This is a genomic window from Marinomonas sp. UCMA 3892, assembly GCF_012726345.1.
GTDB lineage: Bacteria > Pseudomonadota > Gammaproteobacteria > Pseudomonadales > Marinomonadaceae > Marinomonas.
In genome coordinates this window covers 454,125-480,134 of sequence record NZ_PTXN01000002.1, presented here as the reverse complement: position 1 = coordinate 480,134, position 26,010 = coordinate 454,125, and the positions used below count along the sequence as shown (strand labels likewise).

At 42.4% G+C, this 26,010-nt stretch carries 21 protein-coding genes; 8 read left to right on the top strand and 13 right to left on the bottom strand.

Annotated features, from left to right (window positions below):
* Position 1 precedes the first annotated feature (1 nt).
* Positions 2–1,528 carry an NAD(P)H-hydrate dehydratase gene (locus B6N13_RS05055; RefSeq protein WP_169458687.1) on the top strand — a complete coding sequence of 509 codons (1,527 nt, stop codon included), beginning with the start codon at positions 2–4 and terminating at the stop codon, positions 1,526–1,528.
* A gap of 82 nt (positions 1,529–1,610) precedes the next feature.
* On the opposite strand, the gene fdhA is transcribed toward B6N13_RS05055, so the two are convergent.
* From fdhA to B6N13_RS05040, 3 genes are all read right to left on the bottom strand, one after another.
* Positions 1,611–2,804, bottom strand: a complete 1,194-nt coding sequence (gene fdhA, locus B6N13_RS05050; RefSeq protein WP_012070741.1) for a formaldehyde dehydrogenase, glutathione-independent — start codon at positions 2,802–2,804, stop codon at positions 1,611–1,613.
* Positions 2,805–3,023: 219 nt separating this feature from the next.
* Positions 3,024–5,288, bottom strand: a complete 2,265-nt coding sequence (locus B6N13_RS05045; protein ID WP_169458686.1) for a glycoside hydrolase family 3 N-terminal domain-containing protein — start codon at positions 5,286–5,288, stop codon at positions 3,024–3,026.
* Between the two features lie 35 nt (positions 5,289–5,323).
* Entirely contained in the window at positions 5,324–6,619 is a 1,296-nt protein-coding gene (locus tag B6N13_RS05040) for a hypothetical protein (protein WP_169458685.1), read from the bottom strand.
* A gap of 501 nt (positions 6,620–7,120) precedes the next feature.
* Between B6N13_RS05040 and B6N13_RS05035 the strand changes: the two genes are divergently transcribed.
* Positions 7,121–8,032 carry a LysR family transcriptional regulator gene (locus B6N13_RS05035; protein ID WP_012070738.1) on the top strand — a complete coding sequence of 304 codons (912 nt, stop codon included), beginning with the start codon at positions 7,121–7,123 and terminating at the stop codon, positions 8,030–8,032.
* 26 nt (positions 8,033–8,058) lie between these two features.
* Here B6N13_RS05035 and B6N13_RS05030 read toward each other — a convergent pair whose 3' ends face one another.
* Positions 8,059–8,940 (bottom strand): LysR family transcriptional regulator, encoded by an 882-nt coding sequence (locus B6N13_RS05030; protein WP_169458684.1) that lies wholly within the window; start codon positions 8,938–8,940, stop codon positions 8,059–8,061.
* Positions 8,941–9,068: 128 nt separating this feature from the next.
* Here B6N13_RS05030 and B6N13_RS05025 point away from each other — a divergent pair, with 128 nt between their 5' ends.
* The 5 genes from B6N13_RS05025 to B6N13_RS05005 all read left to right on the top strand — a co-directional run bounded on the left by B6N13_RS05025 (position 9,069) and on the right by B6N13_RS05005 (position 14,454).
* Positions 9,069–9,773, top strand: a complete 705-nt coding sequence (locus tag B6N13_RS05025) for a CoA transferase subunit A (protein WP_012070736.1) — start codon at positions 9,069–9,071, stop codon at positions 9,771–9,773.
* Positions 9,774–9,800: 27 nt separating this feature from the next.
* Positions 9,801–10,460, top strand: a complete 660-nt coding sequence (locus tag B6N13_RS05020) for a CoA transferase subunit B (protein WP_012070735.1) — start codon at positions 9,801–9,803, stop codon at positions 10,458–10,460.
* 20 nt (positions 10,461–10,480) lie between these two features.
* Positions 10,481–11,656, top strand: a complete 1,176-nt coding sequence (locus B6N13_RS05015; protein ID WP_169458683.1) for an acetyl-CoA C-acetyltransferase — start codon at positions 10,481–10,483, stop codon at positions 11,654–11,656.
* 129 nt (positions 11,657–11,785) lie between these two features.
* Positions 11,786–13,159: a short-chain fatty acid transporter gene (locus tag B6N13_RS05010; protein WP_169458682.1), complete on the top strand. Its 1,374-nt coding sequence runs from the start codon at positions 11,786–11,788 to the stop codon at positions 13,157–13,159.
* Positions 13,160–13,503: 344 nt separating this feature from the next.
* Positions 13,504–14,454, top strand: coding sequence for a lipid A deacylase LpxR family protein (locus B6N13_RS05005; RefSeq protein WP_248280227.1), 951 nt, complete (start codon positions 13,504–13,506; stop codon positions 14,452–14,454).
* Positions 14,455–14,580: 126 nt separating this feature from the next.
* Here B6N13_RS05005 and B6N13_RS05000 read toward each other — a convergent pair whose 3' ends face one another.
* The 9 genes from B6N13_RS05000 to B6N13_RS04960 all read right to left on the bottom strand — a co-directional run bounded on the left by B6N13_RS05000 (position 14,581) and on the right by B6N13_RS04960 (position 24,526).
* Positions 14,581–15,711 (bottom strand): NAD(P)-dependent alcohol dehydrogenase, encoded by a 1,131-nt coding sequence (locus B6N13_RS05000; RefSeq protein ID WP_169458680.1) that lies wholly within the window; start codon positions 15,709–15,711, stop codon positions 14,581–14,583.
* Between the two features lie 62 nt (positions 15,712–15,773).
* Complete coding sequence (locus tag B6N13_RS04995) at positions 15,774–17,243, bottom strand: benzaldehyde dehydrogenase (RefSeq protein WP_169458679.1); 1,470 nt, start codon at positions 17,241–17,243, stop codon at positions 15,774–15,776.
* 17 nt (positions 17,244–17,260) lie between these two features.
* Positions 17,261–18,436 (bottom strand): benzoate/H(+) symporter BenE family transporter, encoded by a 1,176-nt coding sequence (locus B6N13_RS04990; protein WP_169458678.1) that lies wholly within the window; start codon positions 18,434–18,436, stop codon positions 17,261–17,263.
* Between the two features lie 43 nt (positions 18,437–18,479).
* Positions 18,480–18,872, bottom strand: coding sequence for a RidA family protein (locus B6N13_RS04985; protein ID WP_169458677.1), 393 nt, complete (start codon positions 18,870–18,872; stop codon positions 18,480–18,482).
* A gap of 86 nt (positions 18,873–18,958) precedes the next feature.
* Entirely contained in the window at positions 18,959–19,744 is a 786-nt protein-coding gene (locus B6N13_RS04980) for a 1,6-dihydroxycyclohexa-2,4-diene-1-carboxylate dehydrogenase (RefSeq protein ID WP_072838232.1), read from the bottom strand.
* A gap of 11 nt (positions 19,745–19,755) precedes the next feature.
* On the bottom strand, positions 19,756–20,772 hold the full coding sequence (gene benC, locus B6N13_RS04975; protein WP_169458676.1) for a benzoate 1,2-dioxygenase electron transfer component BenC: 1,017 nt from the start codon (positions 20,770–20,772) through the stop codon (positions 19,756–19,758).
* 102 nt (positions 20,773–20,874) lie between these two features.
* Entirely contained in the window at positions 20,875–21,369 is a 495-nt protein-coding gene (benB, locus tag B6N13_RS04970) for a benzoate 1,2-dioxygenase small subunit (RefSeq protein WP_169458675.1), read from the bottom strand.
* A 10-nt stretch (positions 21,370–21,379) separates the two neighbouring features.
* A complete protein-coding gene (gene benA, locus B6N13_RS04965; RefSeq protein ID WP_169458674.1) occupies positions 21,380–22,726 on the bottom strand; it encodes a benzoate 1,2-dioxygenase large subunit in 1,347 nt (448 codons plus the stop codon).
* Between the two features lie 258 nt (positions 22,727–22,984).
* Positions 22,985–24,526 carry a methyl-accepting chemotaxis protein gene (locus B6N13_RS04960; protein WP_169458673.1) on the bottom strand — a complete coding sequence of 514 codons (1,542 nt, stop codon included), beginning with the start codon at positions 24,524–24,526 and terminating at the stop codon, positions 22,985–22,987.
* A gap of 218 nt (positions 24,527–24,744) precedes the next feature.
* Between B6N13_RS04960 and B6N13_RS04955 the strand changes: the two genes are divergently transcribed.
* A complete protein-coding gene (locus tag B6N13_RS04955) occupies positions 24,745–25,920 on the top strand; it encodes an ABC transporter substrate-binding protein (RefSeq protein WP_169458672.1) in 1,176 nt (391 codons plus the stop codon).
* The last annotated feature ends 90 nt before the right edge of the window (positions 25,921–26,010 follow it).

The window sequence follows — 26,010 nt, the reverse complement described above, 5'->3', positions numbered from 1 at the left end:
CATGACAAACCGCCTAGTTAGATTCCAGCAAACGCTGCTAACGTCAAATGAAATGGGCGTGGCAGATAAAGCGGCGGTAGCGGCTGGCGTGCCAGCGTTAGATCTAATGGCCGCAGCGGGCAAAGCGGTAGCGGATGCCGTGATTCAACGCTGGTCAAAGTGTTCTGTACTCGTTTTGTGTGGACCGGGTAATAATGGTGGAGATGGTTTTGTCATTGCTCAAATTTTACGCTCGGCAGGTTGGCCTGTTCGTTTAGCCTTTCTTGGTTCTGTGGAGAGGTTATCTCCGGAAGCCGAGCATTTTTATCATGCTTGGCAAGGTGAAGTTGAAGAGTATTCTGTCGATTTATTAGAGCAAACCGATTTGGTTATCGATGCCATGTTTGGTGCGGGTTTGGCTTGCCCTTTAGAAGGCAAAGCTCGCGACATGGTCGATGCCATGATTGAGTGTGATATGCCTATTTGCGCGGTGGACGTACCCAGTGGCGTGGATGGCACAACAGGGGCGGCGCTTGGTGCTGTTGCACCCGCTGAATTAACCGTGACTTTTTTCCGCAAAAAGCCGGGGCATTTACTGCTTCCAGGTCGTGCTTTGTGTGGTGAGCTGGTTGTTGCTGATATTGGTATTCCCGTTACTGTGTTAGAAGCGCTAAATGCTCAAGCATGGCAGAACAGCCCAGAGCTTTGGTATCGAGATTACCCTTGGCCAAGATTGGATGGGCACAAATTTCACCGTGGACATGCAGTTGTGTACGGTGGTGAAAGCATCACTGGTGCGAGTCGTTTAACGGCTCGTGGTGCTATGCGAATTGGCGCGGGTTTAGTGACACTCGCTGTCCCCATTAAAGCATGGCCTGTTTACGCGAGTGCATTAACTAGCATCATGGTGGCCAAGCTAGAACAGACACAAGAAGCGGAGGATTTTGAAGAGTTGTTATTAGACGCTCGTCATAATGCCATTGTGGTTGGCCCGGGAGCCGGGCTGGCGGGGTTTGAAAGCATCCGCACACGTAAAATGGTGATGACTGCGCTTAAGGCTGATCGTGCGGTCGTCCTCGATGCGGATGCGCTCAGTGCTTTCGCTAATGATCCGCAAATACTCTTTGATGCCATAAATTGTCCTTGTGTGATGACACCTCACGAAGGCGAGTTTGCGCGGCTATTTCCTGAAATCAATCAACAACATCCTAATGATAAATTAACGCGTGCTCGACTTGCTGCTAAACAAAGCGGTGCTGTGGTGGTATTGAAAGGCGCGGATACCGTGATTGCGGCACCTGATGGACGAGCGATTATCAATTCAAATGCGCCTGCGGATTTGGCAACAGGTGGTTCTGGTGATGTATTGGCTGGGTTTATTGCTGGATTGTTGGCTCAGGGAATGTCGCCATTTGATGCGGCTGCCGCCGCGGTTTGGTTGCATGGTGAAGTTGGCAATGAAGTGGGTATTGGTCTGATTGCAGAAGATTTACCCGAGCATTTGCCTAAGGTGTTAGTCCGATTTAAAGCTCAATATTTCTCCCGTTGAAACCCAAAAAAAACCTTGCCCTGCTAACTAGGGTTAGCAGGGCAAGGCCAGTTCAAACTAGATCTTTAAATATGAAGCAGGTTTAACTTACCATTTTGTGTGGATCGATAACGAATTTCTTCGCTGCGCCGCCATCAAAGTCAGCATAACCTTGTGGTGCTTGATCAAGTGAAATCATTTGTACGTTAACTGCTTTAGCAATGTCGATCTTATCAAACAAGATGGCTTGCATTAGTTGGCGATGGTATTTCATAACAGGACATTGTCCGGTATGCAATGAGTGAGATTTCGCCCAACCTAGACCAAAGCGCATGCTCAAGCTACCTTGCTTAGCAGCAGCGTCAACCGCACCTGGATCTTCTGTTACGTACAGACCTGGGATACCAATTTGTCCACCAGCACGTGTCATCTGCATAGCAGAGTTTAGAACAACAGCAGGGGATTCTTGATGGTGGTTGCAACCACAAGCATGTGCTTCAAAGCCCACGCAATCGACAAAAGCATCGACTTCGCGGTCACCAAGAATTGCTTCAATTTTGTCTTGGATATCGCCTTCTTGAGTTAGGTCGATTGTTTCACAGCCGAAAGAACGTGCTTGGTTTAGACGATCTTCCACCATGTCACCGACGATGACACAAGCTGCGCCAAGTAGGTGAGCGGATGCCGCTGCGGCTAGACCAACAGGGCCAGCGCCCGCGATATAAACGGTAGAACCTGGACCCACGCCAGCGGTGACGCAGCCATGGTAACCAGTAGGAAGAATGTCAGAAAGCAATGTTAGGCCTTGGATTTTTTCCAGAGCCTGGTCTCTATCAGGGAATTTTAGTAGGTTAAAGTCTGCGTATGGCACCATAACGTAGTCAGCTTGTCCGCCAACCCAGCCACCCATATCTACGTAGCCATAAGCCGCACCTGGGCGAGCTGGGTTTACGTTCAAACAAATACCTGTTTTACCTTCTTTACAGTTGCGGCAGCGGCCACAAGCAATGTTGAAAGGAACAGAAACTAAGTCGCCGACTTTGATAAATTCGACATCGCGACCACATTCGATAACTTCGCCAGTGATTTCATGGCCAAGAACCAAGCCTTTTTCTGCAGTTGTTCGACCACGAACCATGTGTTGGTCACTACCACAAATGTTAGTTGTAACAACTTTTAGAATAACGCCGTGATCACACCGGCGCTTGCCAATAGAAAGTTCTGGAAAGGGGATTGCTTCTACTTTGACAGTGCCGTTACCTTGATAAATAACACCGCGGTTTGCATGATTACTCATATCGACATCCTTTTTACTGTTGTTTTTGTTGTGCGCACGACTGGTTATTCTGTCACCAGTGAAAATAAAGAGTAGCCCTTAGAGCGACATAGAAACATGCTAAAAACGACGTGAACTTGTAAGAAAGCGTTTTACGGTTAAGGTATAAATGACGCTTATGATAAAAGCGTCATTTTGTAAAATAGCAATCAAAACAATTCAGTCGATTTATTAAGCATACTAATAAGTTAAGCCAAAATTGTAATCAAACAAGGTGTCTTTTTTCGCGTAGCCTGGTGCATCTGGATCGTTTTCAATGACAGCTGTTAGGTTATTAGGTAGAGCAAATGGCAGCTTGCCTTGTGGTGAAAAACGTCCGGAGATAACGTCCATAAGTGCTTTGTTGTTGACTCCAAAGCCTGCCAAAATAGCGCCAGCTTTTTTCAAGCCACTTGCCTCATCGAGTACATAAGGATTACGAAAGTAGATGTTAAGAATGGTGTTTTCGGCACCGACTTCTTTCATCACAGCTTGTATCTCTTCTAAAGATGGTGAGATTTTCCACGAATCGGAAGCGGCCATGCTAGTAAAAGAAAGGTTATTTACTTCCCATGGAACAGCGCCACCAAATATTAATCCTAGCCCAAACATATCATCAACACACAAACGATTAATGTCTGGATGCATATTGCATGGATCTTCTGCTCCCCATGTTTGATTTGTAAGTGGATTGATCAGTTTTGGGTTATTTCCTGTAGCCGCATCTCTTGAACGATAGCTACGTAATAACGGACTGGCATTTTTGACTTCGACTCTGATTAAAGCATAGTCACTGCCTTTTGCGCTTGGCCTTGGTAGAGCCTTGCCATTGGTGTCTGTTGGTTCTCCATTAACAACGTTATAGCCATATGATTTAACGTCTTTTGGTGCCATACCCATAACATAAAGGTGAGCGCCGTGTTTAATTGGTAGCACTTTAGTGTTGTCAGATAGGTTATTATTTTGCAGTAAAACAATGGACTTTCGCATAATATCCATGGCTTTATTCTGATGGTTTTCATTGCCTATGATGTGTTGAGCCAAATCGCTTGTTACATAAGGGTTTTCAAATAAACCTAAATTAAACATAGGTGCTAATAGACGTTTTGCAGATTCATTGATACGAGCTTCTGTCAGTAGTTTTTGATCCACCAAGTCTGTAATGGTTTTCACATCGTGGAATCCAGAAATAGTATCGGCCCCGGCTTTGATAGACTGGGCGACACGTTCCGGCACAGTTTTATCTTCCAATCCCCAGGCTCTAGCATCAACTATTCCTGTGTCAGTATTCACATAACCTTTAAATCCCAGCTCGCCACGTAATAAATCAGTAACAATTTGTTTAGAGAATGATGAACCTAGCTGCTCATACTTCACACCATTGTGGACAACGTCAATCGGGACTCCATAGTAAGGCATGATAGAAGAGACACCAGCATCAATTGCTGCTTGGAAAGGTTTAAGGTGCTCTTCAAACTGCCCAGCTGGATAAACTTGGTTTTTACCAAAGGAATAGTGCGGATCTAGTCCCATTTCCTGTGGACCACCGCCTGGGAAATGTTTAAGTGTTAAAGCGATATTTGTATCTGGATTGACCGGCCCACCTTGCAAACCTTTTACTAATTCAGTCATGATGCTCGCATCAAGGTCAGCATTTTCAGTGAATGTTTCATGGAAACGGTGCCAGCGAGGTTCGGTACCAAGGTCTGCCATGTAACCGTACATACCGCGTAGTCCAATAGAGCGCCACTCGCTGCCAGTTACTTCTGAAAAGGTTTTAATTATCTCCATGCCTTTTCCTGGGTGAAGTGCTTCTTCGCCCAAAACTGCTGCGGCTAAACCTGGCTCTTTAGGGAATTGGGTAAATGCGCCAGCAGCTTCATTAATACCCACTTTCGGGTCTTTATCAAAATGGTTTCGTGCATTGGATTTCTGTAAAACAGGAATGCCTAAACGGCTGTTTTCAGCCATTTCTTGGATTTGGTTCATATAGAACGCGGATTCTGCAGGTGTTAAGGATGATCCTGCAAAAATACCTCGATCTGGTCCACATCTGTTATCGTTAGTGACCACGTTGCGAAAGATAAAACGGCGCATTTCTTGCTTTTTTATATAGTGCTCTGCGGTGTCTTGCGGCAAGCCTTCACAGCCGCTGTTTAGAGTATCAATTAGCATTAAGCCCGCTTTTTCTTGTAGTGTCATTTGGCTGATTAGGTCATTGACTCGAAGCTGTGTCGGGAGACGCCAATCTTCATATGGGTCTAGGTGGCCATTTTGATTTAGGTCTTTAAATGTTAAGCCATCAATAGATAACTTAGGTTTGATTTTGCTTACTAAGTTAGTTTGTTTGATATTAGTATTTTCGGTGAAATTGCCTTGAGGGCTAGTAACGCAGCCCGTTAGCAGTACTGTCGCACTACTGAGGAGCAATAAATGCCCCATGAATTTGGTTGTTGGTTTTATCATTTTTATTTTCTCGCTTTAACCGTACAAAAGAAAAATTAGAAGTCGTAGCTGATTTTTGCCATAACGGTTGTGCCATCAAAATTGTTCGTTTTTCCATTACTGTCTAAGTAGGGGGTATTGTCACTTCTGCCACGACGGAAAGATGAATTTGGTCCACCTTTAAGGCTTAGTTCAAGCCCTGGAACTGACGTAGGTGTATAAAAAATAGCACCGCCCAATTCATATTCGTATAAGTCCTGCCCTTTATATTCGAAGTTAAAACCATAACGGGCGATCAGCCCTAACCTTATTTCTTGGTTGTACCGATGGAAGTAACTGGCTAATAAGACGTTCTCTTGGTCGTTATAGAAATCTTTAGTCAAGCCACTCGCGAGATTGCTATCTTCACCATACGAATTGTTTGAAAGGTTATTTTCAAATCGGCCTAAGCTGCTTTCTCTTTTTGCCGAAACATAAGCGTAACCTAGAGAAAAAATACCAGAAGATAAAAAGAAGTCTGTTTTTATTTCTGCAATGTAGGCATTGTCATCGAAGTAACGATTTTGATCAGATAGGGCTTTATATTTAGATAGCGCGTCCACATAAACTAGTTTTGCGGAGATTTTTTTACCTGTCAGCTTTTTACTATAACCAAAGGACTGACTTCTTAAGTAGTCTTGGCCTTCACCGATGTAATACTGGAAAGATTCGCCATCATTGTTGTAGCCAGCAGCTATGGTATAGATGAAATCTATTGGTTTGTTATCTTTGGTTAGTAATTCCTCTGTATCTGAGTCATTAGGTGAGCTGTATTCTGTTAAATAGCCCACTTTCATATCCCATTTTTTTGCTGTTACCTCTGCTGTAATACCGTAGTAGGCACTAGAAGTAACACTACCTTCACGTGAGACCGCGCCAAAATTCTTTAGCACACGAAGACCTTCATACAAATTGACATTAATATTGTCATCCGTCGTAAACTTTTGTTTTAAAAATGCTTCGGTAACTTTATTAAAGCCTTCAGCACTTCGTTGACCCTTATCGTCTACTTTCACCTGAGCAATGCTTTTAGCAAAAAAGATCTTACCGTAATCAAGCGGCTCAACGGCAAGTAACCCTAGATTGAAACCATAATGATCATCTACATACACAGAATCAAAATCATACGAAGCAGATTGTACCCAGTTAAATATATCTGACTTCCCAGTTCGATCATTACGTCCACTTTGAACATTGTCATAGAAGTTTTTAAGTCCAAACTTATGATTACTTTCTGTTAAAAAATCCAATACACCGGCGTTTACGTAAGTGATAGGCGATAACATACATAGTGCAATAGCAGTTTTTTTCATGCTTTTCTCTCTTTTTATTTTTATGTTTTTGGCATTTTTAGAAATAAGGTGCCCACCGCATGGGCATTAATGAGCGCCAAGCTGAATTTCATAACCTACAAAGCTAAGGCAGTAGATTTATAGGGAAGATTGTTTGCTCAGTGGGCACTAACGTGGGCTGAAGGTTTTGATTGGATTTTTGGAGTATTTGAGTTGAACAGCAGGCGTTTTTAGCAACTTAGGGAAAAGTAGGTCCATCATATTGACTCCAAATTATTATTTTTATTGCGAATAAATTAGCTTGCGTGGCTGTACATAAATACGGAGGCTAAGCAAGTCATAACCTTTGATACGAATCATGTTAGATAAAAAAATAATATTCTTTAAATGAATAATATCTCTATTACGTATCTATGGTATCGATTTGACCATTGTGACAATAACAAGTCAGATTAAAGAAAAAATACGTGGTATTTCATACATTACCAATGTGCTAAAAGTGAAAAAAAGAGAATAAAAACAATGCATTTTCGAAAACTTGACCTGAATTTATTAGTGGCATTAGATGCTTTAATTCGTAATCAGAATGTGAGTATGGCTGCCGAAGAGTTGCACTTGAGCCAATCAGCGATGAGTAGTTCTTTATCTCGTCTACGTCGCTATTTTAACGATGATTTATTGATTCAAACGGGTCGTAAGATGGTATTAAGTCCTCTTGCAGAACAGTTGGAAGAGCCGATTCGTGACATCTTGGTAAAAATAGACGCATCTATCATGCTTAAACCAGGGTTTGATCCAACCTCATCTGATCGTGAGTTTCGCATTTGTGTGTCCGATTATATGCTGCATACGCTTATTCCTTATGTGATTGAGATGACACAAGAGCAAGGCTGTACTGTGAAGTTAAATTTTCTTCCTCAGGTGAGTGATCCAAAGAACGAGCTAGATCGAGGTGAAGCAGACCTATTGATTTTACCAGAAATTTTTTGTTCGGATTATCATCTAAGCGAGCCCTTAATCACTGACGAATTTGTCTGTGTCGTATGGGATCAAAGTGAGCTATCAAAAAAGGGAATGACGATGGACGCTTTTATGTCGGCGGGTCATATTTGTATGCAACCACCTAATTCCAATCCATCCTTTGAAACTCATGCCTATAAAATTAAGGGAGTATCGCGCCGAATAGATGTTCGTACTTATAGCTTTTCTTGTATCCCTAGCTTAGTCGTTGGAACCAATTTAATTGCCACATTGCAAAAGCGCTTAGTTGATAAATCTATTTCGCAAGGAATGGCTTTAAAATCCTTTGCAACGCCTGTTAAATTGCCTCTACTAAGGGAAAGTATGCAGTGGCATAAGTATCAACATGCAGATTTGGGGATTATCTGGTTGAGACAGCTGATGCTTGCCGCAGTGGCTAAGCTAACAGAATAGTTTTTATACATTCAGATAAAAACCTATCAAGCATAAGTATTGATCAGCACATCTAGCATTGCTGCTGCGGCGATAGATAGGTTGGATCTGGGTTGGCAAATCACGCCAACGCGGCGGCGAATTTCGGGTGCTATAACGGGACGGCAGATTGCGCCTTGTTCTATGGCTTGTTGTCGGCACAGCGCAGGGACAACAGCCACGCCCATACCCTCGCTGACCATACGTCCCACCGTAGCAAGTTGGTGAGCATCAAACGCCACATTGAGTTCGATGCCTGCCTCATGGAGTGTGCTTTCTATCATGGCGCGAACGCTAGAAGGGCGTTGTAAGGTGATGAAATCGTATTCTAAAAGTGCCTGCCAACAAATCGTGTCTTGTTCTTCTAGTGGATGATCTTTTGGCAAAATCGCGATGAACCTGTCTTCATAGAGCGGATAGAAAGACAAATCCATAGGAGTACTGGGTTCGAAGGAAATTCCTAGTTCCACTTGGTTGTTCCGCACCATTTCTACTACTACATCGGATAACACATCGTCTATGGCGACCTGAATATTGGGGTACGAAGCATGGTAATTACGAATGGCTTTTGGCAGCAACGAAGCAGCAAAGGATGGCATGGAAGCAATGGTGATTTTGCCAAGCTGTAAGGCAAAACGTTGCTTCATCTCGTCTTCAGCATTTTCCCATTGTGCTAATAACCGCCTGGCGATTGGCAGCAAGGCTTCGCCCTCTGGTGTCAACGCAATGTGACGTGTCGTGCGAGTCAGCAACTTCCCACCTAAATTATCTTCTAGGCTTTTAATAGATAAACTCAGTGCAGGTTGTGACAAATGTAATTGTGTGGCTGCGCTGGCAAAACTCATTGATTGAGCGACAGCGAGGAAGGCTCGTACTTGTTTGACGTTCATTAAAGAATACTTCTTTAGGATTATTGTTTTAAAAAACTTATTAATAAATAGAAAAAACAAATTTAATTAATTTATCACGTTAGGTCAAACTGAATGGAATTTAAAAATAATAAGATAGGAGAATTACTATGGCCGGTTTTGACAAAGTCGTCGCTTCTTATGAAGAAGCCATGATCGGGCTAGAAGATGGTATGACGGTGCTTGCGGGTGGTTTTGGCCTGTGTGGTATCCCAGAAAACCTGATCGCTGAAATCAAACGCAAAGGCACAAAAGGTTTAACCGTTGTGTCGAATAACTGCGGTGTGGATGGTTTTGGCTTGGGCATTTTGCTGGAAGACAAGCAAGTCCGCAAAATGGTGTCGTCTTATGTTGGCGAAAATGCCTTGTTCGAAAAGCAATTATTGAATGGCGAATTAGAAGTAGAACTTACTCCACAAGGCACGCTAGCTGAAAAAATGCGCGCTGGTGGCGCGGGTATTCCGGCTTTTTATACCGCCACTGGCGTTGGTACACCAGTCGCAGAAGGCAAAGAAACCAAAGAATTTAATGGCCGTGAATACTTGTTGGAAGAAGCTATCGTTGGTGACTTCGCCATTGTAAAAGGCTGGAAAGCAGACCGTTATGGCAATGTTATTTATCGCCACACCGCACAGAACTTCAATCCTTTGGCCGCAACCGCCGGCAAAATCACCGTTGTAGAAGTAGAAGAAATCGTCGAGATTGGCGAATTAGACCCTGCTCACATCCATACGCCCGGTATTTATGTGGATCGAGTTGTACTCGGTACATTTGAAAAACGCATCGAAAAAAGAACCGTTAAGACAGCTGAATAAAATAACAGAATAAAAAAGAGGTTTCTTATGTCACTTACTAGAGAGCAAATGGCGCAACGTGTTGCCCAAGAGTTACAAGACGGTTTTTACGTTAACCTTGGTATCGGTATTCCTACCTTAGTTGCTAATTACGTGCCGAATAATATGGACGTCATGCTGCAATCTGAAAATGGTTTGCTTGGTATGGGGGAGTTTCCTACCGAAGAAACCATTGATGCGGACATGATCAACGCAGGTAAACAAACTGTGACCACAGTGAAAGGCGCGTCGATTTTTTCATCCGCTGAATCCTTTGCCATGATTCGTGGTGGTCATGTGGATTTGACTGTGTTGGGTGCATTCGAAGTGGATGTGAACGGCAATATCGCCTCATGGATGATTCCCAATAAACTGATCAAAGGCATGGGCGGCGCGATGGATTTGGTCGCAGGCGCAGAGAATATTATTGTCACCATGACACATGCTTCTAAAGATGGCGAATCAAAGTTGCTGTCTAATTGTTCTTTGCCTTTGACTGGCAAAGGCTGTATCAAAAAAGTTCTAACAGATTTAGCTTGGTTGGAAATTGAAGATGGTGCGTTTGTCTTGAAAGAAAGAGCACCGGGTGTTTCAGTGGAAGAAATTATCGAAAAAACCCAAGGCAAACTCATCGTGCCGGATCATGTGCCAGAAATGGCATTTGCTTAAAACAATTAAAGGAGTTTCTTATGAAAGCCGTCATCGTTGCTGCTGCAAGAACACCTATTGGTGCTTTTAATGGTGCTTTATCTTCATTGAGTGCGGTGCAATTAGGCACTCAACTCTTGTCTGGCATGTTAGCTAAACAACCTATCTTGAAAGATCACATTGAAGAAGTGATTTTAGGTCAAGTATTAGCGGCAGGCTGTGGTCAAAACCCTGCCCGTCAAACAGCTATTCATGCAGGCTTACCAAAACATGTATCCGCTATGACGATTAATAAAGTCTGCGGTTCTGGCTTGAAAGCTGTGCAATTAGCGGCGCAAGCTGTGTTGAACGGTGATGCCAGCATGGTCGTTGCAGGTGGTCAAGAAAGCATGAGTCAAGCTGCACATGTGTTACCAAACAGTCGCTCAGGTAAAAAAATGGGCAATTGGGAACTGTTGGATTCCATGGTGACCGATGGCCTGTGGGATGTGTTTAACGATTATCACATGGGACAAACGGCTGAAAATATTGCTAATCGTTGGGACATTAGCCGCCAAGAGCAAGATGCTTTCGCTGCAAACTCCCAGCAAAAAGCTGCGCAAGCACAGGCAGCGGGTCGATTTGTTGAAGAGATTCTACCTATCTCAATACCTCAGCGTAAAGGCGAGCCTATTATGGTCGATGCTGATGAACAAATTCGCCCTGATACTACGGCTGAATCTCTTGGCAAACTGCGAGCAGCGTTTGTTAAAGAAGGCACCGTCACCGCAGGTAATGCATCGACGTTGAACGATGGTGCTGCCATGGTGATAGTGACATCCGATGTAGAAGCTGAACGTTTGGGGTTGCCGATTCTTGCTGTAATTGAAGCCGCGAATGGTGCGGGTGTTGATCCTGAAATTATGGGTACAGGCCCCATTGCCGCCACTCAAAAAGTGCTGAAGAAAGCTAATTGGCAAGTATCTGACTTGGATCTAATCGAAGCCAATGAAGCTTTTGCCGTGCAAGCTTTGTGTGTCAACAAAGAGCTTGGTTTGGATGCTAGTAAGGTGAACGTGAACGGTGGTGCGGTTGCCTTGGGCCATCCGATTGGTGCTTCTGGTTGTCGAATTCTGGTTACATTGCTCCATGAAATGCAACGTCAAGACCTTAAAAAAGGACTGGCGACCTTGTGTATTGGTGGCGGAATGGGCGTTGCTATGTTGGTTTCTCGTTAAGGAAATTGGCACAAAAAATCTCATTAATAAACGTAATAAGTGATGCAGAAAGGGGGCTCCTAGTTAGTCTCTCTTTCTGTTTTTTGCTTTTATCGTCCAATAAAAAATATAAAAAACAGGATAAAACTGATGAATACTCTCGAACAAAAACAAACGGGTTTACAAAAAGTAAGCCAATTCTTCGTTACTCTGTTGCAGCGCTATCTTCCTGATCCTTTCATTTTTGCCATCGTTTTAACTTTCGCCGTGTTTTTATTGGTTATGCCTAGTACCGGGCAGGGGCCAATGCAAGTGGTAAACGCGTGGGCAGGTGGGTTTTGGAACTTGCTTAGCTTCTCTATGCAGATGGCAATGGTCGTAGTAACAGGACATGCTATGGCGAGTGCGCCAGCGTTTAAGCGCAAATTAGCTATGCTGGCAGGTGTTGCGAAAACACCAGGGCAAGCGATTATCTTGGTGACCGTTATCAGTGCGATGGCGTGTTGGGTTAATTGGGGATTTGGCTTAGTCGTAGGCGCTATTTTTGCTAAAGAAATTGCTGCTCGTGTAAAGGGCGTAGATTACCGTTTATTGATTGCTTCTGCTTACAGCGGTTTTTTGTTTTGGCATGGTGGACTGTCCGGTTCTATTCCATTGTCTATTGCTGGTGGGGCAAATATTTCGAAAGTCACCAATGGCGCGGTGACCGGTCCTATTCCAACCTCTGAAACTATTTTCTCAACGATGAACCTAACCATTTTGGCGGTTATGTTTATCACGATTCCATTATTGAATCGTTTGATGCATCCAGCACCACAAGACACGGTTACGATTGACGCTGAATTATTAAAAGAGCAAGTTGTTGAGACACCAAACAAAACCAATATGACTCCAGCAGAACGTCTTGAAAATAGCCGTGTTTTGTCGTTATTGCTTGGTGTAATGGGGTTTGCTTATATTATTTATTACTTTGTGAATAATGGCTTTGCACTGAACTTAAACGTCGTTAACTTTACCTTCTTGTTTTCGGCTGTTTTATTACATGGAACACCAAAGAGTTTGTTGAGCTCGGTTTCTCAAGGGGCGCGTAACTGTTCTGGTATTTTGCTGCAATTTCCATTCTATGCTGGGATTATGGGCATGATGACAGCAACAGGAGATTCTGGTGCATCATTAGCTGGGGTGATTTCTCAGGCGTTTGTGTCAATCTCCAATGAAACGACATTCCCGCTGTTCACTTTTTTGAGTGCTGGTATTGTTAACTTCTTTGTTCCTTCCGGTGGCGGTCAGTGGGCGGTACAAGCGCCAATCATGATGCCTGCAGGCGCTGCATTGGGGGTTGATGCTGCGAAAACAGCTATGGCGATTGCTTGGGGTGATGCATGGACAAATATGATTCAACCATTTTGGGCATTGCCAGCGCTAGCCATCGCTGGGCTTGGTGCAAAAGACGTAATGGGTTATTGCTTAATGGCCTTGATTGGTTCTGGAGTGATTATTTCACTAGGTTTTTTGATTTTTTAAGAGATCTCTTTTAGCTAAGTTTGTCTGCCATTTTTTGTTTGGCATTAAAATAGAAGCCTCTGTCAGGAAATGCCCGACAGAGGTTTTTTGCTTTTATAACTCTTATTTCTGATGGCTGTAAAAGTGCACCAAAAGATCGTATTCATAAGGATTTCCTCACCAATTGTTCTTTTATGATTAAATTGTTATAGATGTTATTTGCTGCAGTTTTTGCTCCAAGATCTCTTTATAATTTACCTTTTTTATACCAATAAAGTAGGTGAGTAATGGGCGGGCAGTGCGGTGCAGTTTCTAATAATCAAAAAGGGCTTATAAGATTACGGAAATGTTTTTTAGGCTTTTGTTTGATTTTTATACTGCCAGCTTATGCAGATTTTAACTGGATGTCTGCAACACTAGATAACGACTTTTTTGTCAATGAAGACAATGGCTATACCAATGGTATTTATGTCTCATTCTTCGAAATTAGTGACGATGTTCAATCCATTCAGCAACCTGATTTTTGGGTTAAGCCATTATTGTGGAGCATGCCTAATGAAAACGTTAAAACGTCAGTTAATATCTATAGTGCAGGCCAAACGTTAGCAACACCATATAATATTGAAGAAAAGGTCCCTGCTGAAGGGACGTTTCCTTATTCTGCTTTATTGAGTTTTACAAATGCTTATATTTCCGTGACTCCAAATTATGCAGATAGAGTCAGCACAACTTTAGGTGTTGTTGGCCCTGTTGCTATGGGTGAGCAAACACAAAAAGCAGTGCATCGAGTCATTAGTGCTAAAACCCCAATGGGCTGGGATACGCAATTAGAAAATGAGGTTGTGTTTGAGCTATCCAGAGGACGAACTTGGCGAGCATGGGTAGCGGATAATGGCAGAACTGATATTTTATCTGGTGCAAATGCGAGTATTGGTACCTTACGAAGTGGAGTAAATACTGGGATTATGTTGCGTTATGGACAGAATCTTGATGATTCTTATGCCACAGTATTATTAGCGGAATCTAGAACATCTAACCCAATTGCTGTTAACGAAGGTTGGTTTGTTTTTGCAGGAGTTGAAGTAGGTTATACATTTAATCAAATATTTACCGATGGTAATACCTTCCGCAATAGTCGGTCTATAGACTATAACCACAACAATAATACGTTTACCACTGGCTTGACTTACTCTTGGGGTGATATGGCTTTGGCTTTTGCCATTAATTCACCATTTAGTATCGATGGTGATAAGCATGACAGGGAAATGGATAAATTTACTCGTTATGGAACACTAACGTTTTCATGGCAAATATAATAACGTTTGATTTTATTGCTGTAGAGGCTATCTCTAAAACTTAGTTGTCCTTGTTTGAATTGATAGATAATAAAGTATCCTTGCCAATCACAAGGATACTTTATTATGGCCTTTAGATATTTGCCATTAAACGTGATCAGAAATGCGAATAATGGGTTTTAATGTAATCCCTTTTTCGCTGTCTTCTGCAGCCTGATTGATATCTTCAAAAGCATAAAATTTGACTAGCTTATCGAAGGCAAATCGGCCTTGTAGATAGAGTTCCACTAATTGCGGGATGAATATTTTTGTTGTGGAGTCACCTTCTACAACACCACGAATGGATTTACCATTAAGCAGTAGGTCATTCACATCAAAGCTTGCGTCTGTTCCTAATGCTGGTGCACCAACAACACCTATTGTACCCAGAGACCCAAGGGCGTCGATGCCTTGACGTAGTACAGCAGGTATGCCGGTAGACTCAAGCGCAAATTTGGCACCATTTCCTGTAATTTCTTTTACTCGTTCGACAGCATTTTCTTCTTTACTGTTGATGACATGAGTCGCTCCAAGTTCTTTCGCAAGCTCTAATCGGGAAGGAACGACATCTACTGCGATGATGGTCGTTGCGCCAGCAACTTGAGCGGCGAGTACTGCCGACAAACCAACAGCACCAGCTCCAAAAGTGACGAAACTACTACCGGGGCTGACTTTTAGTGAATTAATTACCGCTCCTGCGCCCGTTTGAATACCGCAACCTAGTGGCCCAAGTAACTCAAGAGGTGCTTTTTTTGAGACCTTGATGGTATTGCTTTCAAGGCTTAATGCGTAGGTAGAAAAAGAGGATTGGGCGAAGAAGTGATCATGTAATGGTTCGCCTTTAGCATCTTGAATCGCCGTTTTTCCTTCCATATCGCCACCACCGAAGTTTCTTGGGTAGAACTCTTGGCAATAAGATTCATGGCCTGTATGGCAGGAATTACATTGTGAACAATAGCCGTAGGTCAAAACAACGTGATCTCCAACTGCGATGTTTTTTACTAAAGGTCCGACTGCTTCTACAACACCTGATCCTTCATGACCAAGGATTGCAGGTAAAGGTACTGGGTAATACTGATCGCGTACAATCATGTCCGTATGACACATGCCTGTAGCAACGATTTTAACGAGTACTTCATCTGCTTTAGGTGCTCTAATTTGCGCTTTTTCAATAGTAAAAGGCGCACCTTTTGAGCGAGTGACGGCGGCAGTTATTTGAGTGAATTGTGTATCAGTCATATTAAGTTTCCTTTTTATTATTGATAACTCTAATGATTGTTGATGACTTTCATTGTTACTCGTTAAAGGGGATATTGTGGTGCATCGCCTTTTAACGTTAGCCATTGCCATTGTGTAAATTCTTCCCAGTTCGCAGGGCCACCAATACTGGTTCCATTACCAGATGCGCCAACACCACCAAATGGGTTAATAATTTCATCGTTTACTGTTTGATCATTTATATGTAATAGCCCTGTTTGTAAACGCTCACCTAGTGCTAATGCTCTGCCAACATCTCGCGAAATAATGGCCGCAGACAAGCCAAATTCGGTATCATTAGCCAGTTCTATTGCTTCTGCGTCTGTATCGAAAGGGACTAAAATTGCCACAGGCCCAAATATTTCTTCAATAAAAGCAGGGTTATCTTGTTTTACATCGCTAAGGACCGTGGCCTCAAAAAATAAACCATTGTAGTTTCCTCCAACTTCCAATGTTGCTCCTGCTTTAACGGCTGCTTTAACAAGATTCGCGGCATGGTCCCGTTGCTGCTCATTGATTAACGGACCCAATGCAACTTGCTCCGTGGCAGGATTTCCTGCAGGTAAGTTTTTTGCTTTTTCAATCATCATAGCTTTGAACTTGTCATAAATTTTGCGCTGTACCAAGACTCGACCGGTAGACATGCAAATTTGTCCTTGGTGTAAATAAACTCCCCATGTGGCATTGGCTAATGCAATATCTAAATCCGCATCTTCAAGAATAATGAGTGAGTTTTTACCACCTAGTTCCAATGAGACTTTTTTAAGGTGTTTGCCAGCCGCTTCGCCAACTTTACGGCCGGCGGGAGTTGAGCCGGTAAATTGAATCATTGCTACATTAGGATCAGCCACTAATGCGGCACCTGCAGCGCCATCACCAGGAAGAACAGATAGAACGCCTTTAGGTAAACCTGCTAATTCAAAAATGCGTGCAATCACAAATCCACCTGAAATAGCAGTGCGAGGATCAGGCTTTAATACGACACTATTACCCAAGGCAATAGCTGGAGCGACAGCACGCATAGCCAAATACAGTGGGAAATTAAAGGGAGAGATAACACCAACTACGCCTAGGGGCTTTCTTCTTGCAATACTAAGTCGGCCAGCGCTAGATGGGAGAACTTGCCCGTGGCTTTGAGATGGTAGACCTGCACTTTCAATTAGAGACTTAATAGTAAAACCCAGTTCCGCTTGAGCTTTAGGTCCTATTGAGCCGCTTTCTTTTATTAACCAGTCTACGATTTCATCTGAATGTTGCTCTGCGATACTAATAGCTTTTCGCAAGATGCTCGCGCGTTCATCATAATGTAGGTCTGCCCATTTTCTTTGCGCTTGTCGAGCTTCTTGGCAGGCTTGTTTGATTAAAGCTTCATCAGCCATGGCTATATTGCCGAGAGATTTTCCTGTGGCGGGTTCAATGACTGAGCTTAATGCTTTTGCGGGGCGGCTCCACTCACCAGTAAAAAGTGCTTCATTCCATAACGGAGCAGGTAAGAATTCTGTAGTGGTTGTCATAGTTTACCTCATTGTTTTTATTGATTTTGTTTTAACTTCCTTAGACCTATTAGTAGCCCATAGGCTCCTGTACCTAGTACCACGCCCCAAAAGGCTGATCCTATACCGAATAGCTGAATACCAGAGGCCGTTGTCATAAACGTAATAGCAGCTGCATCAATATTAGACTTATCCTCTAAAGCAAGAGTAAGGCTATTAAATATGGCTCCGAGAAGAGCCAGTCCAGCGATAATAGCAATCATTTGTGCAGGGAAAGTGGTGAAAAATAGAACAATGCTACCTGCGAAAATACCACCAATTAAATAAAATACCCCATTAAAAATACCTGCTATATAGCGTTTATTTGGATCTGGATGTGCATCTGGACTGGTGCAAATAGGTGCAGTAATCGCAGCTATAACAGTGGTTATACCTCCAAAAAAAGCGATAGGAATGGAGACTAGCCCAAGTACACTGATAACTGGGCGAGTAGGTACTTGATAATTAAATGTTTTTAAAATAGTAAAACCCGGTAAGAACTGACCTGTAAGACTAACAATAACGAGGGGAAGCGCTAGGCTTAAAGTTGATGACCAGCTCCACTGTGGTGATATCCAAATAGGTGATGCCAACTGCCATGTAAAATGGCTGAAATCGGCATGTAAAACCGTAATAGATAAAAGGCTACCTAGGGCAACTAATAACATTAAATAATAGGTTTTACTGATGGTTTTAAAAATAACAAAACCAATGAGCATCGAAACTGTCAAAATTGGAATACTGTTGAACGACTGAAAGGCAGAAATACCAAAGTTGAATAGAATTCCCGCCATCATAGCCGCAGCGACGCTCTTCGGAATCCAATGGATGACTTTGTCAAACCATCCACTTATGCCAATGAAAAAGATAATAATGGCTGCTGTTATATACGCTCCAATAGCTTCATTTAAACTAAGGTTTGGAAACAGCGTCACAAGTAAAGCGGTACCCGGCGCAGACCAAGCAGTAATAATTGGCACTCGAAAATAGATGCTAAGGGCAATACCACTGATCGCAGCGCCAATCGATATGGCGAAAACCCATGATGTCATCATCTCTGGCGAAATATTAGCGCTGTTAGCTGCTTGGAAAAAAATCGCCAGTGGACCTGAGTAAGATACAAGCACAGCAACCAATCCAGCAGTAATAGTTGAAAGGTGTAAATCTTTTAGCATCCTATCGTCTCCTTCACAGGACTTCTAAAGCCTATTGTTTCGGTTACTCTTTTACAGCTATGGCCTTAACTTCTAAGAAATACCCAGGACTACCACACAGAGATGCCGCCCCAATAGCTGTCCAAGCAGGTAGACAATCACCAAAATAAAGATTACGAACTTCCATATAGAGCGGAAGGTCCCTCATGTCCGTGTGGTAGCTGGTGACTTCGACAACATTGTTAAAACTCATCTTTGCTGTGTCTAATACTGCTTTCATATTTTCAAAGCATTGAATGAATTGTTGACGTTTGTCTTCGACGAGTTGTCGCTCTGAATTGCGTCCGATTTGACCAGCAATATAAAGAGTATTACCGACTAAGACGCCTGGAGCGTAGCCGATTTCATCACGAACGAATTCCATGCCTTTAGGTACAATAGCTTTACGAGTTGTCATTTTTATTACCTTACAAAGTTTGTGTTAGGGATAACTTTTGCAATGAGTTACAACCAGCCAGCAGAAATATGACTGGCTGTAATGGACTAACCTAAATCACCACCGCCAACGGGAAGAAGCGTGCCTGTGAGGTAGGATGATTCGTCACTCGCGAAAAATAAAATAACATTGGCTTGCTCTTCGGTTGAGCTATAACGATGCATTAATGATGAATCGATAGTTTGGTCGACAATTTCTTGATACCAAGCTTTTTCCTGTTCTGTCATAACCTCTTGGTTGCGTGGTATTTTTCGCTCACCAACGTCTGTACCGCCTGGAGCCACTGCGTTAACGCGAATGCCATATTTAGCATTTTCAAATGCTAAAGAGGCCGTCATAGCGTTAACGCCTCCTTTAGCAGCAGCATAGGGAACTCGGTTTATACTGCGAGTAGCGATTGAAGACACATTGACTATGTTGCCAAATTTTTGTTTTTGCATAGTGTCTAGTACTGCATGACAACACCATAAAGTAGGGAAGAGTGAACGTCGTATTTCTGCTTCAATTTGCGCTTCTTCATAGTGCTCAAACGGTTTGGCCCAAATAGTGCCACCCACATTGTTGATCAAAATATCAATGCGGCCGAATTTCTCTACAGCTGAGGCCATGGCGTTGTGACTGTCTGTAAATTTCTCTAAATCAGCGATGATGACTAACACATCTTTTGCGCCTGCGGCTTTAGCCTCTTCAGCTACGTCATAAACTAGCTCTGATCGATCAAGTAATACTAACGTGGCATGTTCCTTTGCCATTTGCAGCGCTACTTGGCGACCAATACTTTGTGCCGATCCTGTAATAACTGCCACCTTATTTTCGAAACGTAGTGCTCTCATTTTGTTCTTCCTTAATGGCTGCTAGCGGCGAATTTTTCATAGTAAAAATTAACAGGTGTGATGTTTTTTTCTTTCATGAATTGACTCACAGCTTCTACCATAGGCGGCGGCCCACATAGATATATATCCAGATCGCCATCATTCAAATGAGACTGCGTAATATGTTGAGTCACATAGCCTTTTTTTGGCCAGCTACTTTCTTCTGAAGCGACACACGCGCTAAAAGTGACCTGTTCTATTGTTGCAGTCAGGGCTTCTAGTTTTTCTATTTCTACTAAATCTGCATCATGGGTAACGCCATAGATGAGATGAACTGGTTGGTTAGTTCCTATGGCTTTAATTCTTTCTAGCATGGCAAGAAAAGGAGCTAATCCAGTGCCTCCAGCTAGCATTAAAATTGGGCGTTTGATATCACGTAAATAGAAGCTGCCAAATGGACCACTCAAGGTGATATTGTCACCTACCTTTGCTGTTTCTGTCATAAACGTGCTCATGAGGCCGTTTGGCACTACGCGTATTAGAAAGGATGCAGAGTCATTGCTTTCTTGAACTAGAGAGCTAAAAGAATAGGCGCGTTTTTGCTCTGTTCCTGGCACATGGACATTGACATATTGGCCGGGTAAGAAGTTCATCGACTTCACCTGATCGCCCGCAATGCTAAAGCTGAGGGTTGAATCCGATAGGCGGTTAATATCGGAAATCGTGCCTGTTACATCTTCTTGTTGGCTGCGGACACAAACTTCAGAAGAGGCCGGAACCGAAATAGCGCAATCGGATTCTAATCGCATGCAGCAAGTTAATACCATTCCTGCTTCTGCTTCTTCATCTGATAAGGCGTCTTCTATATAGCCTTCCATTTCAAATTGACCAGACTCAGATTTGCATTTGCAGGTACCACAAGCACCATCGCGGCAATCCATCGGGATGTTTAAGCCAGAGCGATAAGCTGCGTCAGCAACCGTTTCTCCCGGAAGTGTTTGCACAAAACGGGTAACACCGTCTTCAAAATTCAGTGCGACTTTATACATAGAAATCACCTTGAGCCCCTTTCTGGGGCGGCTTTTTATTATTCTGTTATCTAAAAAGAAAAAATCTAGTTGGCTGAAATTAACTTGAAGTACACAACATAGCTAAACGTGGTAAACATCAATCACGTGGTGGATGTAATCATTTACCAAGATGATTTTCTTACGCTTGATTTGTATTTGGCCTTCGGCATTTTTGACTAAGGTGACAAAAGTGGTACCAAAGTAAGTGTCTACTGTTTTGTATCTGTAGCTGTTTGTGCTCCAGTTGTAGCGAACCTCTGTACTTTCTTCCGAGTTTTGCATGATCTCAATATTGCTGATCATGTGACTGGTTCTGGCTTCAGGTAGACTTGATGCACTGGAACGTTCGGTTTTAATCCGAAAAACACGATCTTCTAGACCACCTTTGTGGGCGTAGTACATTAGAGAAACTTCTCTGTGCGGGTCGGTAACAAGCTCACCATCGTCATCCCAACTTGGCATCCAATAATCTACATCAGGGTGATAATAGGTCAGCCAGTCATCCCATTTTTTGTCATCAAGACAGCGAGCTTCGGCATACAAGAAATTACGTACTTCATCATATTGAATTGTCATGGTGTGCTCCTTATTGCTGCTCTTTATCTTTTTGAAGGGCGTTTGTCATCGCGTCTACCCAATATTGATGCTGGACTTTGAATAGACCTTCATCTTCAGATTTCCTACCACTTAAAAGAGGGGTTAAATGTATCTTTTGAGCGGCTTCATCTGGGCCTTGCACCCAGTGTTCAGCGCCACGAGAAAGATCATTCCAAGGAAGATCAGTACCAAGAAAACCTTCTTGGCAAGAACGAAACTCTTCTAAATCGTCTGGTGTTGCCATGCCTGAAGCGTTAAAGAAATCTTCGTATTGGCGAATACGTTGAGCACGAGCTACATCACTTTCACCTTTAGGTGCAATGCAATAGATAGTCACTTCGGTTTTGTTGACGGAGATAGGACGGAAGACACGAATTTGAGAGCTGAATTGATCCATCAAAAAGACATTAGGGTATAAGCATAAATTACGAAGGTTAGAGATCATCCAGTCGGCACGCTCTACACCAAAGTCTTTTTCTAGCTCAGCGCGACGTTCTGCTAATGGACGATCCTCTGGGTTAGGCCAGCGCATCCATAATAAAATATGACCATGTTCAAAAGCATAGAAACCGCCTTGTTGTTTGTTCCAAGTGCTCGCGTCCATGGCTTTGGTTTCATCGGCAACAGCACCTAATTTGCGGCGCGCAGTCGTAGCGACATAGTTCCAATGCACGGAAGATACATGATAACCATCTGCACCATTCTCGGCTTGAACTTTCCAGTTGCCATCATAAACATAAGTGGAAGAGCCTCTTAACACCTCTAAACCTTGTGGTGATTGGTCGACAATCATATCTATTATTTTTGCCGCTTCGCCTAGATGTTCTGTAAGTGGTTTAACATCAGAATTGATACTGCCAAATAAGAAGCCTCGATAGGATTCAAAACGAGCAACTTTCTTAAGATTATGAGAGCCATCACAGTTAAAGGAAGAAGGATAGCCAGCGTCTGTGGCGTCTTTCACCTTAATAAGCTTGCCTGAGTTGTTAAAGCTCCAGCCATGGAAAGGGCAGGTCATCACTGACTTGTTACCTTTTTTCGTACGGCAAAGCATTGCGCCTCTGTGGCTACAAGCATTAATAAAACAATTTAGTTCGTCGTCTTTGTTGCGAGTAATAAAAATGGGTTGGCGGCCCATATAACCGGTGAAAAAATCATTCTTATTAGGGATTTGGCTTTCATGAGCCAGATAGATCCAGTTGCCTTCAAAAATGTGTTTCATTTCAAGGTCAAACAGTTCTGGATCGGTAAACATATCTCGACGAGCTCGATAAAGACCTTTGTCCGTATCGACTTCCATCATACTTTTTATTTTTGTAATGAGTTCGTTATGCATTGTAATGCCCTCCTGATTTATAAACAGATTAGGCTTTGAGACTATTAGTCACTATCCAGCTTGTGTTTTTCTTTATCCTTTATCTGCAAAAAAACACTTAGATAAGAAGGACTTTTCTGATGTTATCGATAGAAGTAGGGGGAATAGCTAAGATCTAAAAAAAGCTGCTTTCATTGGAAGTGGAAAGCAGCCAGATAGTCATATGAGGGTGGTAGGAGTAAACGTTAGTTAGATAAAGGTGGTATTTTGTCCATCAAATTAATCATTTAAATAGACACCACAGCCCATAAAGGCATTATTTCTTAACTTTTTAATATAGAGAAGTTTACTAGTAACTTGGTCTGTCTGTGGATTTACAAATCGAAACTGGTATGACTTAGCTTCTGATTTTGCAACCTTTATCATGTCTTGTACCATTAATTGTCCGTCAGCATCTTTGGCATTATAAAGGTTTTTACCTACTAACTCTGGGTTTGCTCCGTACGCTAATACTTCACCACTAAAGGTAATAGCAACGATAAATAGTTCACCATAAATGAAGCCGCCATTAGGATCCGCAAAATCACAGAAGGCTTTTTCTTCCCCGTGTTTTTCTATGTGCTCATAGGCTTTGTTAAGTAAGTTTTCAGCATCTTCTGGATGGAAAAGGCGGAATTCGCCAATAGTCGCTTTGGCAAGTTTAGAGAAATTAGAAAGCTTGGTAACCGCACTGAGGTTTGAATGTACATCTTTACGACTTTCGTCCATTGCTGAAACAATGTGCTGCAAAGTTTCAGAAAGCCCGACGGCGGTATTTTTTTGTTCGGTCGTGGTGTGATTAATGTTTTGTACCTCTTTTTCTACTTGCTCTATTTGTTCAACAATGTTTTTTAAAGCTTGCTCTGAAAAAGTCGCTTCCTGTTTTGCTTGCTGAGTAGCTTGTTCACTTGCGGACATGTTCGTTAATGCATTTTGTAGTTCAGATTGCATTGCGCCTACTGTTTGGCTTATTTGTTCAGTAGCATTAGCTGTTTCTGTGGCGAGCTTACGAACCTCGTCAGAGACAACAGCAAAGCCCCGTCCATGTTCGCCAGCTCTTGCTGCCTCTATAGCCGCGTTAAGTGCTAATAAATTGGTCTGTGAAGCAATACCTTTGATTAATTCTACGATCTGATTAATCTCATCATTGCGTTTACTAAGCTTATTCATCGTGGCTGCACAGAGGTTAATAATGTCGGAAATTTTATTAATAGACATGAGGTTTTTCTGAATAGTTTCTTGTCCTTCACCTGCCACTTTCATGGCCTGCGTTGCATTTTGGGTAGCAATATTACAGATTTGTGCGACATCTAAAGCGGTGGCCGACAGTTCCTCACTTGCGGCCGCTGAGGTCGTTAATTGGTCGCCTACAGTATCAATATTGTGAACTAGATTTTCTGAGTTCTTTTGCAGTAACTGTGCGGATATAGACACATTGACCGTTCCTTCAGAGAGATACACTAAGGTATTTTTTAGACGATCAGAGAATGCACTGATTGACGCCGAAATGCTGTTGTCGGTGAGCTTTTTTTTATCAATTTTTACTGTGAAATCTCCATTGGATAAGGCTGTAGTCATTTCTTTTAAGTCGTCCGGTGGATTTCGAGATCGTGATTGAATGTTTGATTTTAATGGGTAAATAGATAAAAAAATTAAAATGATGGCTAATCCAAATGTCATTTGCATCAGCAAAGATGACGCTTCATTTGTGGCCAAATTGATACCCAAAAAGAAGCAAAGCACAACACAAAGTACAGGAGTAAGGACGTTAATTTTAGACATAGATATTCTCGATAAGGTCGTTTTTATTTTTTTTCACCTTAGCTTAGTCGTTAATCAAATCGCAATACTTTGTAATATAAATTTCCAAATTTAATAAATGTGAATTTTTGTCTAGTTGCATTTTTTGGACATAGTTCTGCATCTATTGGCTATTGTTATTGCTTGGCCTTCTCTTTAATCGATAACGTTTATTAATAAATGCTATGTAGAGGCCTAGAATGAAAAATAAAAATAAGATTCTGAATACTGCTTTATTGGGATTGTCACTGGTAAGTCTCAGCACCGCTCTGGTTGCTGCCGAGCAGGATCCTATTAAGGTTGGCGTCATGTTGCCATTTAGTGGTGTCTATGGTGGTTTAGGTGAAGCTACTAGAAATGGACTGAAAATGGCTTTACAAGAACACGCTGCGGATCTGCAGGGGCGTACAATTGAATTCATTGAAATGGATACGGAGGCAAAACCTTCTCGAGCTCCTGAAATAGCGAATTCCTTGTTAAATAAATCTCATGCCGATTTTATTATTGGTCCGGTGCATTCAGGTGTTGCGATGGGGATGATCAAAGTATTGAAAGGTAAAGATACGATTATGATTATTCCGAATGCTGGGGTAAATGCAGCAACAGGGCCACTATGTGCGCCTAATATTTTCCGTACTTCTTTTTCCGCTTGGCAGCCTTCTTATCCAATGGGTAAAGTTGCTTTAGAAAAAGGCTTCAAAAAAGTTGTGACTTTAAGTTGGAACTACGGTTTTGGCCAAGAAAGTCTTGATGCATTTGAAGAGTCCTTTACGTCAGGTGGGGGCGAAATAGTTAAAAAAATGCTGGTCCCTTTCCCTAAAACTGAATTCCAATCTTATTTATCTGAAATTGGGTCTATTCAACCAGATGCTGTCTTTGTGTTTTTCGCAGGTGGCGGAGCGGTGAAGTTTGTTAAAGACTATGATGCGATGGGCTTGAAAGGAAAAATTCCATTGCTTGGTGCTGGTTTCTTAACGGAGGGAACGCTTGAGGCTCAAGGTGATTCTGCTGAAGGCATACTTACTACGCTTCATTATGCAGATCCTCTTAAAAATGAAGAAAATCAAACATTCCGACGTGATTATGCCGACAAGTTCGGTAAGCCGTCAGATTTATACGCTGTACAGGGTTACGATACAGGTCTGATGATTGCCAGTGCAGTAAAAGCACTTAATGGTGATATCAGTGATCAGAAAGCGCTGATCCACGCCCTAGAAAACACTAAGGTGAAAAGCCCTCGCGGTGACTTCACTTTCTCTAAAGCCCACAATCCAATTCAAAATATTTATCTTCGTCGTGTTGAAAATGGTGAAAACCAAGTAGTGAAACTAGCAGCTTCTGCTCTTGAAGATCCGGCCCGCGGTTGTTCAATGTAAGTTTCTCTGGTTGTTTGCGCTTCTTTAGATTGCATTTTGATAGTTGTCTAAAGAAGCGAATTTTTTCTTCTTAACGTCGTAGGTTTTCTA